Raw genomic sequence first — 12570 nt, 5'->3', positions numbered from 1 at the left:
CCTATATAAATAGTATACAGCAAAATCATCTTGAAGAAAGTATGATTTGAAATATAATAGCGAATATATTCTGACAGTTTTTTTCCTCTGTAACTAACTTCTTACAAATTAGCCCATTTGTCAAGAAAAGAGACTTATAATTCACTTATCCTTTACATTTCAAAAAAAAAAAAGAAAGAGGATAGTCCTCTTTCTTTATTTCGCAAATACTCCTGAAACAATACCCATAATTTTTTGGACAACTTCTTCAATTGATAAAGAAGTTGTATCTAATTCCAATGCATCATCAGCTTTTTTCAAAGGAGAAACTTCGCGTTCTGAATCTAATTTATCACGCCTAGCAATGTCTTCTTTTAACTGCTCTAAATTAGAATCGAAACCTTTATTCATATTTTCTAAATATCTTCTTTCCGCTCTTTCTTCTACAGAAGCAAGCATAAAGATTTTCACTTCAGCATCTGGTAGTACATGTGTACCAATATCACGGCCATCCATTACTACGCCGCCTTTTTCAGCTAATTCTTGTTGACGACGTACCATTTCTTCACGAACAAGGCGATGCTTTGCTACAATAGATACGCGATTCGTCACATCTGGCGTACGAATCACTTCGGAAACATCTTGTCCATTTAAAAATACAAGTTGTGTATTTTCCCCTTGCTGAAATTCAATATTTACATTTTTTACAACTTCCATTAACTTTTCTTCATTTTCAATATCCACTTTTTGTTCAAGGGCTGCATATGTAATAGCACGGTACATTGCGCCTGTATCAATGTAAACATATGAAAGTTTTTTCGCAACAACTTTTGCAACTGTACTTTTCCCAGCAGCCGCTGGACCATCTATAGCAATCGAAATTCGTTTATCCATTGTAACACCTCATTTTTCACTTATAAAAACAAAACGAAAAGCAGGTATTCTCCCCCTGCTTCTTCTCATTTGCCTCACGTCATTAAATCCTCAATTATTGTAGCATAATCCATCATAGAAGAAAATGAAAACTACTTATTCACCTGTAAGATTTCCGCCTTATTTTGCGTGACGACACCTTCGTAATAAACAATTTTCGATAAATATTTCACTGAAGCTTTATGTATAAAAAGCAGTTGGACGAAAGAAAGACAAATAAATTGAATCAGTAATATACGAATTATAATTTTCTCCACTTTTTTCAAAAAACTCACTCCTTCCCTCTCTACACTTACACATCTCCTCTCATAAATTTCCATAAACAAAACCTAACCTAATAACCACTTACCGAAGCACACTTAAAGTAATTTATTTTATTGTCATTTTCTAACCATACTTTTATACATTTTCATTGTCGAATTTACTCAAAACATGTTATGTTCTAAATGTATTTTTCAACTTGAAAGGGGTATAAGCATTGAAAAGAATCCTAGTTTTACACACAGGTGGAACAATTGCAATGGAGGAAGATAAAGAAACTGGGGTCGTACAACCAGGTGAAAAGAATCCTCTTTTAAAATTTATTCCTGATTTAGAAGGCGATGTTGATTTAATTGTCGAAGATGTGTTCCATCTTCCATCTCCTCACATGACTCCTAGCGAAATGCTACAATTACAAGTCATCATTGACGAAAGAGTAAAACAAGACGATATTCACGGCGTAGTCATTACGCATGGTACCGATACATTAGAAGAGACAGCTTATTTTCTTGATTTAACAGTTCAAGCAACGATCCCAATCGTTGTGACAGGAGCAATGCGCTCTAGTAATGAATTAGGTGCTGATGGTCTATATAATTTCTTATCAGCTGTAAAAGTTGCTAGTAGTAATGAAGCTGCTGAAAAAGGCGTTCTAGTCGTATTAAACGACGAAATACATTGTGCTACAAATGTAACAAAAACGCACACAAGTAATGTCGCGACATTCCAAAGTCCACAGTACGGACCAATTGGCATGGTAACAAAACGTGGTGTTGTTTTCCATCATGCTTTAGTGCATCACGAAACATGCACAGTACGACAGATTTCTAAAAACGTTGTCGTTCTAAAAGCATACGCAGGTATGGATGATACATTATTATCAGCAATCGAAACACTACCAGTAGACGGAATTGTTATCGAAGCACTTGGACAAGGTAATTTACCTCCAAGAACACTTCCAAGTCTAGAACGATTAATAGGCAAAGGAATTCCTGTCGTATTAGTGTCTCGCTGTTTCAACGGTATCGTTCAAGATGTATATTCGTATGAAGGTGGTGGCAAGCAATTAAAAGATATGGGCGTTATATTCACATACGGTTTAAATGCTCAAAAGGCGCGTATTAAATTATTAGTCGCATTAGAGAATACAAATTCTCATGTAGCAATCCAAAATATGTATATGCACGATTAAAAAAGAAGCTGTCGAATTTCGACAGCTTCTTTTTATTCTTCTCTTGATGCAATGGTTTGCGCAATCGCATCTCCATGGAATCTACCGTTCTCGATAAATATTTCATTTGCGTTATTCCCAGCAGCAATTACACCTGCAATGAAAATATTTTCAGCGTTTGTTTCCATTCTATCCTCTGTATAAATCGGACGCCCTGTTTCTTCATCAATCCGAACACCCATCTTCGTTAAGAAGCTATGATCAGGATGGTAACCAGTCATCGCAAATACAAAATCATTTTTGATTGTAAATGATTCACCATCAACCGTATATGTTAATGTATGTTCAGTAATTTCTTTCACATGAGCCCCGAAATGCATTTGAACTGTCCCATTTCGTACTAACGCCTCAAATTCCGGCAAAATCCACGGCTTAATACTTGGCGAGTATTCCCCGCCACGGTATAGAACTGTTACACGTGCACCCGATTTAACAAGCTCTAACGCCGCATCTATACTTGAATTTTTACCACCTATTACAACGACATCTCGATCAAAATAAGGATGTCCTTCTTTGAAATAATGAGCTACTTTCTCAAGTTTCTCACCAGGTACATTCATATAATTCGGATTATCATAATATCCAGTTGCGACAACAATGTATTTCGCCACATATATTTCTTTGTTTCCGTCACGCTTCGTCGTTTCAACTTTAAAAACATCACCATCTTTTTGAACTTGTTCCACTCGTTCAAATGCGTTTACACGTATAGATTTACGCTTTACTACTTCACGATAATACGCGAGCGCTTGATTACGAAATGGCTTACGATTTTCTGTAATAAAAGCAACTTCACCAATTTCTAATTTTTCACTAGAGGAGAAAAATGTTTGATGAGTTGGATAATTATAAATCGCATTTACAATGTTCCCTTTTTCGATCACTAACGGATTTAACCCCACTTTTTGCAACGAAATCGCCGCTGCTAATCCGCATGGACCGCCTCCGATAATAATAACTGTTTCTTTTTGCATACTCGGTTCACTCCTAGTCTTCTACCTCTGCTTTATTTATATAAACAAGAAAAAACCTACTTACAGCAGTAGGCACCTATCTTTATTGTATTCATTTTTCATATATTTGTCATCTAAACGAAACATACATCCGATAGACATCTGCTAAAAACTGCTGAAATTTAATTCCTTGTTGCCCTAATACATTTTCAGGATCGATTTTCCGAGTAGGATCCAACGTTTTGTGTGACACAATAGCCTTTTTAGGATTTAAACCGAAATTTTGACATAAATAAGCGTGATACCACGTAAAACGAGTATACGCCTCCCAAAAGTTTACGTCGCCACCATAGCAAAGTTCAACCCCAATTGCAGCCTTATTCGCATCATAACCGAATAAATCATTATCCGTTGGCACATTGTATCGAACATGGTACGCAACTTCATTTATAGGGACAATTTCTAATATTGTTTTATCATCAATAAATGTATGCGCTGAAGCTTTCGGTTGTATTTCATTAAAGTAATCCCGATTTCCTATCGCATTGCTACCAGGGTTCCCCGTGTCATGACTTACAATAAATCTTACTTTTGAAAGAGGAATTCCTGGTCGTGAATTTCCATACCCAATATAATTACGCTCAATAGGGAACATCGCCATTACTACCAACTCCCGCTCTAAAAAATTACCTTACTTCCTTATATATGTATTCGGTGGCAATGTCCTTATGGCATTATTTCTTATGCGAAGAGAAAATCGAAAATATTTGATGTGAATACCATAAATAATACAATACTTACAGCCACTCCGTAAAAACCGTAAAACCAAACACAATCTTCTTTCGTATCTAAACCGAAAAACTTATTTACTGATTGTAATAATGATCCACGCTTACTATGATTATTTCGTAAAACTTCCACTCGTTCCACAACATCTGCTGGCATCATAAATCTTTGGTCTACTGTCATTTTCATCATTTATCTCTCCTTAAAATCGTTTCCGTTTGCTTATCTAAGGAAAGTATAGCACGTTTGTTCGTGTAGAACAAGCGTTCTTTTTGTTTTTATTTTATTTTTCACCAAGCTACGTAATAATTCCAATTACTACTGCGATAATCAGCCCTCCAACAACAAGATGCAATAAACCCTCTCCAAACATTCTAAAAATACTTGTTTTCTGAGTATTTTCAATCCTTACTATTTTACTTTCTAGTTTGGTTTACCCTTTCTTCTAATCAATCTACTCAATTCATCATTTCATTATTCATATCCAACACCTCTAACTAGTAACTTCAACAAAAAACGCGATTCCCTCAAAAGGAAATCACGTTTTCTCAAAACATTATATATTATACCCAACCTCTGAAGCGACTAGCCTCAGCCATTTTACGAACACCAATCATGTATGCAGCTAAGCGCATGTTTACTTTACGAACTTGTGATGTTTCATAGATTGAATCGAATGATTTTACCATTACTTTTTCTAAACGTTGTTCTACTTCTTCCTCAGTCCAGTAGTAACCTTGGTTATTTTGTACCCACTCAAAGTAAGATACCGTAACGCCACCAGCACTTGCTAATACGTCTGGAACAAGTAAGATACCACGATCTGTTAAGATTTTTGTTGCTTCTAATGTAGTTGGACCATTTGCAGCTTCAACTACAATTTTCGCTTTAATCTTATCAGCATTTTCTTCTGTAATTTGGTTCTCAATTGCAGCAGGAACTAAAATGTCGCAATCAAGTTCTAACAGTTCTGTATTTGAAATTGTATTATTAAATAGTTTTGTTACAGTACCGAAGCTATCGCGACGATCTAGTAAGTAGTCAATATCTAATCCATTCGGATCATGTAGTGCACCGTAAGCATCTGAAATTGCAATTACTTTCGCGCCTGCATCATGCATAAATTTAGCTAAGAAGCTACCCGCATTACCAAATCCTTGAACAACAACGCGCGCACCTTTAATATCAATGTCACGTTTTTTCGCAGCTTCACGAATACAAATTGTTACACCTTTTGCAGTCGCTGTTTCACGTCCGTGTGATCCACCTAATACAAGTGGTTTACCCGTAATAAATCCTGGTGAATTAAATTCATCGATACGGCTATACTCATCCATCATCCATGCCATAATTTGTGAGTTTGTAAATACATCTGGAGCCGGAATATCTTTTGTCGGACCAACAATTTGGCTAATTGCTCGTACATAACCGCGGCTTAATCTTTCTAATTCACGGAAAGACATCTCACGTGGGTCACAAATGATTCCACCTTTACCTCCACCATATGGTAAATCAACAATACCACATTTTAAACTCATCCAAATAGAAAGTGCTTTCACTTCATTTTCTGTTACGTTTGGATGGAAGCGAATTCCACCTTTCGTTGGACCAACAGCATCATTATGTTGCGCACGATATCCTGTAAATATTTTAACAGTCCCGTCATCCATACGAACTGGAATTTTCACTGTCATCATACGAATTGGTTCTTTCAATAATTCATATACTTCGTTTGGATAACCCAATTTTTCTAATGCTTCATTAATTACAATTTGTGTTGAATTTAACAATTCAAAATGTTGTTCCCCTTGTTGTTGTGTTTTCGTTTGAGTTCCCTTTTCGGCTACCATAGTAAGTAAACCCCCTGTAATTTCACTTGTTTAGTAAACCTTCATTGCCTAGTATACACCGTTAAATTTGGAATGCAATAGAAAACGCTAACAAATATATACAAACTATTTTGCGTTGCAAGCGTTTTCACTATTATTATAGTCCTTTTATTGCTTTTAGAAAAGTAAAATACTTAAATATTTAAATATTTTTTATTTTCATCAAAATACGTTCGATAAAACAATTATTTCATCAAAAAATACTGGTTATATTTTTAAATATAGATCGGCTAGTCTTGTTTCCTACACTTCGCTTTATAGATTTTAGATTTTCAGCTGAATAAAAATAAAACCTCAAGCTACGTTACATTAGCTGAGGTTTTGTTTTTTTACAAAGTAATTGTATATTTGTTCAATTGCTTGAGAATCCATTAATTCTTTACCATATTCCATTATGCGGTAAATTGTTGCTGTTGACGGATTACCGTATTCCGCTAAAATAGCTATAAAATCCGCCTTCAATAATTGAAATTGCTCTTCTTCTTCTATCCAAAGATAAAAACGATCATCCCACGTATACAACTTCCCATCAGTTACACCAAGGTTATATAAGCGATTTGACAAATTGATTACATCATCTAATGTAGCAAACTCGTAAAGTATATGTTCACTTTCATCAAGAGTCACTTGCATTTCAATAAACTCGTCACGGAACTCATCTTCTGTATCTACTTCGTGATTTTCTTTTGTTACAATTACAACCATACCTTGAGCTTGTAGAGAAAATACTTCAACAGCAATCGGTCCATCCGCTTCAAACCCTAATTCTTTATTCGCTTCTTGCATCATATCACGGAATAGTTGCTGTACTTTCGGTGCATTTCTCCACAAATCTTCTTTCGTTAATCCTCGTTCAGATAAATCATCAAATGTTAGGAAAATTTTAATCTTATTATAATTTAAACGTTCCAGTCTCATCTCATACCCTCCCTACGTAACCATTGCATCTAATTTTTATTATATGAAATAGAAAATAGATGGTTCTTTTCGAACGACTATTCTGACATTTTTAACCATCCATCCCATTCTTCTTTCGTGTTACCAATTAGGATATTTTGAAGATTTAATTGATCTCCAATGCCTTTTCTTCCTATAAAACCACCCGAGAGGTTTTCATTTTTTTCTTGCAATAAGTCAATAAATTCTACTGCCTCTTCAAGTTCTCGTTCATCATCAAAAGATATAAACAAATATTTAGGTTGTAATTGTTCAATAGCTAGTAAAATACCTTCTTCATCTAAACTTGTCCCCATATACATTGCTTGATATCCTTTTAGTCGTAAATACGTCGCGAAAATAAATCCTTTTAATATATTATTTCCTAAAACGAAAACTTTGTTAACGGAAGAATACACTGACGCATTATGATAGATCATTCCTAGACGTGTTTGTAAGAATGATACAACATATTTGAATTGTGACATTGTAATCTCATTATTATTTTTTAAAGATAACAACTTGTTTGCCACTTGAAGGATGATGCTTGTAACAACCTTTTCCGTTGAATATATACTAAAAACCTCGTTTAATAATGCAGAAGTTGTAATTTCATCAAATTTTAACAAAGCTTGTAGTATATCGTCCACTAAAACAACTTCTGTATCTGTAATTTTTTCTTTTTGAATGTTGTTCTGCAACCGATTCCCTTCTAATAACTGAACTGCTTGTCCAATCATCATCCCCTCAGAAACTTTATTCATTAACCATTTCAAAATATGAATATGCTCTTCTGTATATAAACGATGCCCCGCACGATTTCTCTTTGGGGCAATAATATGATAGCGTCTTTCCCATGCGCGAAGTGTACTCGGTTGAATTCCGAGTATATTCGAAACAGCTTTTATATTATATGTCCCATTTAAAGTCGGCATTATTTTCCTCCGCATAACGTAATGATATGTGTTTGGGAAGGTGCCCGAAAACGAAGAGGGAGTAATGTTGTTCCATACCCATTACTAACAAAGAGAGTCGTATTAGAATGCTTATATACACCACCCTTTAAATGCTTTTCAGATGGAAACAACCGAATCTGACCTCCATGTGTATGTCCACTTAATACGAGCGAAATTTGTTCTTTACCAGACATTTTCTTTATTATATCTGGGTTGTGACTAATTAAAATGCGAAAACCTTCTTCTTTACAATCAGACAACGCTAAATCTAAACGATCTCGTTCTAATCCAACATCATCGATACCGAGTAAGCAAATTTTCTCTCCTAATTCAGACTCAAATACAACTCTTGTATTATCTAATACCTTCACATTATTTTCTATTAATAAAGCATCCAATTCGTGATATTCAATTTCATAATCATTATTTCCCCATACAAAATATACAGGGGCTATTTCTCTTAACTTTTGAATATTTAAAGAGATTTGCGATAAAGGTACTCCTTTTTCAGCTAAATCGCCGCCAATAATTACGATATCTGCTTTTCCTTTCACTCGTTCAATTAGCGAGCTAGAAACGATCCTTCTATGAATATCCGAAATAAAAAAAACTTTAACTTTTTGAAAACTTTCCGGAAATTCTTCGAATACTAAAGTATGTTCCAACACTGTATTACGCATCGCTTCTTTATACATTCCAAGAAGACATACAAAACCAATGCATATGAGAGTACATAATAATATAATCCATGACATATATTTTTTACTCTCCCTCCTCGTAAAGTATAGTCCTTAATTTTATGTGAAGCTATATCACTCATTTAGCTAACTCTCATACTTCGTGGACTTATCTTTTATAGGAATTTTCAATTCTTGTCCTACTTTCACTTCATCTTCTTGTAAATCATTATACTTTTTTATTATTTCTATCCCATTTTCATCTGAGAAATATTGCTTCGCTATACTTTCTAAAGTTTCTCCATCTTTCACAACATGAGTTGCTACTTTCTCAGACTGCTTCTTTGATTCAGTCTGAGCTGAATCAAAGAAAATCACTTCAAACGCACTTTTCTCAGCATTATTACTATCACTTTTTACCTGTATATACTTATCCGTATACCATAGGATACTAATAGGTAACAATATGAACAAAAATGTTAACACTCGGACGAAAATGTGATTTATTTTAAACTTTGGTTTTTTCTCTTTATTTCTATGAATTTCACTACGCGGCGGTAAACCTTCATCTTCTTCCACTTGCTCAACTTCTAACTCCTCTTCAAAATCAGGAATTCGTTTTCTCATGTTGTTCACCACCACCTTCCATTTATTTTCTTAATTGGAGCCCCATTATAAAATCAACAAGAAAGTGTGCAAAGATTGTTATAAACAAATTTCCTGTCCACTCGAATACATAACCAAAAACAAAACTAATAAAGCAGACGAAACAAAATAAAAAAGGCTTCGTTATATACCGAATATGTAACACAGCAAAAATTAAACTCGCTATTACAATTCCGAAATGAGTCTGCACTACACCTCTAAATAAAAACTCTTCCGCAAAACCAATAATAAACGTGATAAAGAGTAAATGCATGACAGAAATTCCTTGAAACATTCTATCGTTAATGCCACCATCATCAAACCAAGATTCTGGAAACACTCGCATTGCAACATAATCTAATAACACAATACAGATCGCTAACAAGCTACCTATTACAAGTATAGAAACCGGTTCCCATTTCCACAAACTATAAACTTCTCTTTTATCTTGAAATAATATATATGCTAGTAAACAACCGATACCAAGAATGATTAGTTGTGTTATGTAGAGATTCAGTCTTATTTCTCTTGGACTCATATCTTCAACATTATGCCTTTGAATGTTCATCATTCCTCCATCTTCCCTAGGCCGAAAAGCTTTTGTAACTCTGTTTCCCAATTATAGTCGAAAACTAACTGTTGCGCTCGTCTTTTTTTATAATCCGTTTTTGTAATACCACAGTAATCACAACAGTTTTCTATCTCTTTTTCTTTTCTATAACCGAATTGTTGTAATAAATATTCACGTCTACATCCTTGAACTTGTATCCATGACTTCATATTTTCTAGCTCACTATATTTATTACGCAGTCTCACTTCCACTTCCGCTATTAATCTGTGCATTATTTCATCTGACAAGCTCTCTAGCATGAGATTTCGCTGTTGTATGATTCCAAGATGTTCGAGATGATAACGTGTAAAACGCCAATACTGTTCATTAAATCTTGCTGCATTATAACAAATTTCTTCGACATCTTCTAATGGTAATACTTTCGTTTGAAACATTCTTTCTTGTAATAACGAAAATAAAAATTGTATTTGCGATTTACTTGGTAATTCATCTTCAATGATTGAAATCGGCAAATCGTGATCCAATGGACTACATAATAAAATGGCTATACTCAATTCTCCATCTCTTCCCCCTCTTCCAATTTCTTGTAAATAGGAAGCTACATTTGTCGGATATTGAAAATGAATAATATATCTTGTATTCGCCTTATTTACCCCCATCCCAAAAGCACTTGTACATATTACAATTTGCAACTGGTCATTCATAAACTGTTGTTGAATTAACATACGCTCTTCATGTTCCATACCACCATGATAAAAAGCTAAACCTGTAATTCCTTTTCCTCTTAAATACTCGGTTAAACGCTCGGTCCAGGCCCTACTTGAACAATAAACAATACCAGGCCCTTGCAAATACATTACATGCTCAAAAAGCGCCTCTTTTTTTTCTTCTATTGTTTCCACAAATTGCACTTCCATCGCAATATTTGGACGATCAATTGAGTACACATGCTCAGCGATATTTTTTAGATTTAAACTTTCCGCTATATCTCGCAGTACATCCTTTGTCGCAGTTGCTGTTAATGCTAGTACTGTCGGAGATCCGATACTCTCAATTACTTTATCTAATTTTTTATAATCTGGCCGAAAATCATAGCCCCATTGTGAAATACAATGCGCTTCATCTACGACAAATAATGAAATATGAATTTTTTTCAATTCTCTTATTAGAAGTTCCGACTGCAACATCTCTGGCGATACGAAAACAAATTTATAAAAAGATAGCTTTTTCATTGCTTCTCTTTTTTCACTTAACGTCCGAAAACTATTCAATGCAATAACTCGATTTTTCACGACATACTTTAATTGCGTAACTTGGTCTTCCATTAAAGATAATAATGGTGATACAACAAGCACCGTACCCTCTTGCAGAAGCCCCGGAAGTTGATAACACATTGACTTTCCCCTTCCAGTCGGAAGCATTGCTACAACATCTTTCCCTTCCAATAAGTCCGTAATAACTCCTTTTTGCCCCGGACGAAATTCAGAATATCCAAACCACTTATATAAATATTCCTCAAGCTTCATTTATACCCTCCATCCGCGCCAATACAAGACGGACTTCAAAATAAGAGATTTCCTCTCCAACCGCTTGCTTCAACACACGCAATTTACGTGTTTGTAATGCTTCAATTACTTTTGTTACTTTTTCTATTTTTTCTTTTTCCATAAACATCTCAATAGAAAATTCTTTTTCTCGTAAAGCAATTTCTACAAAATGGTCTTCTATCGTGGCAACCTTCAAATTCCGAATTGTTGCTATTTCTTCTAAAGAGCGTCCTTGTTTCCAAAGATTATATGTTTTTTTCGTTGATAAGCTAAATAAATCAGCTTTCTCATTTGGATAAGATATAATTTCAGCTAATAATGGAAACTCATTTTCTTTATTGCGAACTTCTTGAATAAGGAAATGAATTGTACCCCAAAATAAAAAATAAACTCGAAATATATCTTGTTTCGTAATTTCCGCTAATTGTTGTAAAGTACACCCAATACGTTCATACCCAGTTAACCGATATGTTACGATTGTCGCCTCTACTGGATTATTTTTTTGTAAAAGAGTATGCATTTCCTTCCATAATCTTTTAGCCAATTCACTTCTCATATATGGTATTCCAGTGAGGAAGCGTTTCACCCACATCATTATTTCTGTATCCTGTTGAATTGGCATAAATTTCGTATTCGCCTGTTGTAAATTCGAAATGGTTTGAACGATCAATGATAATCTCCTCCAAAACGTTTCACCTATTTCACCATAGTGTAAACCATTTAAATACGTCGGAAAGGCAAAGTCACTTTCCCATTTGTTTAATTGCATGTTACCAGCAGTCGTTAACACATATGTATTATCATGTATACCTTGAACTAAATCCGTTCGTAACAACCTTGCAACTTCTTGATCATAATCAGCTCTATTTAATGACTTATAAATCCCAAACAAAAAAGAAATTTGAAACATATTCCCATCTTGTAATGTTTGCGACGATCTCTTTCCTTTTAATAAATAATAAATCGAAGAAACGGTTCTTTCACCATTCAATTGTTTTAAACAATACAATAAAGTATATTGTAGCTGCATTACCGCTTCCACCTCTCTGTCTAGCTTCATTCCTTTTTCAATATGATTGCACATTAACTGCTATTCATTTAACTTATCATATTCACACTACATGCTTGTATATATTCTATTGTATCAAACGAAATAACATTTAAGTATTTTGAAAATCTTATGAAATAATTCAAAAATAAGTTGAC

At 34.4% G+C, this 12570-nt stretch carries 14 protein-coding genes; 1 reads left to right on the top strand and 13 read right to left on the bottom strand.

Translation table 11 applies throughout. The annotated features are described in order from the left end of the window. Positions 1-195 precede the first annotated feature (195 nt). Both cmk and AB3X48_RS11375 read right to left on the bottom strand, forming a co-directional pair. Positions 196-873: a (d)CMP kinase gene (gene cmk, locus AB3X48_RS11380; RefSeq protein WP_002158601.1), complete on the bottom strand. Its 678-nt coding sequence runs from the start codon at positions 871-873 to the stop codon at positions 196-198. A gap of 131 nt (positions 874-1004) precedes the next feature. Continuing rightward, on the bottom strand, positions 1005-1178 hold the full coding sequence (locus AB3X48_RS11375; RefSeq protein WP_207634195.1) for a DUF5359 family protein: 174 nt from the start codon (positions 1176-1178) through the stop codon (positions 1005-1007). A 212-nt stretch (positions 1179-1390) separates the two neighbouring features. Between AB3X48_RS11375 and ansA the strand changes: the two genes are divergently transcribed. Further along, positions 1391-2365 (top strand): asparaginase, encoded by a 975-nt coding sequence (ansA, locus tag AB3X48_RS11370; RefSeq protein ID WP_078174418.1) that lies wholly within the window; start codon positions 1391-1393, stop codon positions 2363-2365. Between the two features lie 32 nt (positions 2366-2397). Here ansA and AB3X48_RS11365 read toward each other — a convergent pair whose 3' ends face one another. The 11 genes from AB3X48_RS11365 to AB3X48_RS11315 all read right to left on the bottom strand — a co-directional run bounded on the left by AB3X48_RS11365 (position 2398) and on the right by AB3X48_RS11315 (position 12394). Next, positions 2398-3378, bottom strand: coding sequence for a YpdA family putative bacillithiol disulfide reductase (locus AB3X48_RS11365; protein ID WP_002158604.1), 981 nt, complete (start codon positions 3376-3378; stop codon positions 2398-2400). Positions 3379-3487: 109 nt separating this feature from the next. Beyond that, entirely contained in the window at positions 3488-4018 is a 531-nt protein-coding gene (locus tag AB3X48_RS11360; RefSeq protein ID WP_002149378.1) for a peptidoglycan recognition protein family protein, read from the bottom strand. Between the two features lie 80 nt (positions 4019-4098). Next, entirely contained in the window at positions 4099-4335 is a 237-nt protein-coding gene (locus tag AB3X48_RS11355; RefSeq protein ID WP_002149379.1) for a DUF3961 domain-containing protein, read from the bottom strand. 371 nt (positions 4336-4706) lie between these two features. Further along, on the bottom strand, positions 4707-5993 hold the full coding sequence (gene gudB / locus AB3X48_RS11350) for an NAD-specific glutamate dehydrogenase (protein ID WP_000225168.1): 1287 nt from the start codon (positions 5991-5993) through the stop codon (positions 4707-4709). Positions 5994-6341: 348 nt separating this feature from the next. Beyond that, complete coding sequence (locus AB3X48_RS11345) at positions 6342-6950, bottom strand: genetic competence negative regulator (protein ID WP_002158605.1); 609 nt, start codon at positions 6948-6950, stop codon at positions 6342-6344. 77 nt (positions 6951-7027) lie between these two features. Further along, positions 7028-7903, bottom strand: coding sequence for a MerR family transcriptional regulator (locus AB3X48_RS11340; protein WP_016104318.1), 876 nt, complete (start codon positions 7901-7903; stop codon positions 7028-7030). Further along, positions 7903-8679: a metallophosphoesterase gene (locus tag AB3X48_RS11335; RefSeq protein ID WP_016104317.1), complete on the bottom strand. Its 777-nt coding sequence runs from the start codon at positions 8677-8679 to the stop codon at positions 7903-7905. Before AB3X48_RS11335 ends, AB3X48_RS11340 begins: the two co-directional genes overlap by 1 nt. 69 nt (positions 8680-8748) lie before the next feature. Beyond that, positions 8749-9228: a LysM peptidoglycan-binding domain-containing protein gene (locus tag AB3X48_RS11330; RefSeq protein ID WP_088098872.1), complete on the bottom strand. Its 480-nt coding sequence runs from the start codon at positions 9226-9228 to the stop codon at positions 8749-8751. A gap of 22 nt (positions 9229-9250) precedes the next feature. Then, on the bottom strand, positions 9251-9814 hold the full coding sequence (locus tag AB3X48_RS11325; RefSeq protein ID WP_002201153.1) for a CPBP family intramembrane glutamic endopeptidase: 564 nt from the start codon (positions 9812-9814) through the stop codon (positions 9251-9253). Beyond that, the gene (locus AB3X48_RS11320; protein ID WP_088098871.1) at positions 9814-11343 is read right to left on the bottom strand and encodes a RecQ family ATP-dependent DNA helicase; all 1530 of its coding nucleotides are present in this window, start codon (positions 11341-11343) and stop codon (positions 9814-9816) included. Before AB3X48_RS11320 ends, AB3X48_RS11325 begins: the two co-directional genes overlap by 1 nt. Further along, positions 11333-12394, bottom strand: coding sequence for a YpbB family protein (locus AB3X48_RS11315; protein ID WP_016104316.1), 1062 nt, complete (start codon positions 12392-12394; stop codon positions 11333-11335). The genes AB3X48_RS11320 and AB3X48_RS11315 overlap by 11 nt, the downstream gene beginning before the upstream one ends. Positions 12395-12570: the final 176 nt, after the last annotated feature.

The organism is Bacillus sp. S4, from assembly GCF_040838205.1.
In the GTDB taxonomy this organism is placed as follows: domain Bacteria; phylum Bacillota; class Bacilli; order Bacillales; family Bacillaceae_G; genus Bacillus_A; species Bacillus_A cereus_U.
The sequence above is the reverse complement of the archived record's forward strand: the minus strand, read 5'-3'. Positions and strand labels throughout refer to the sequence as shown.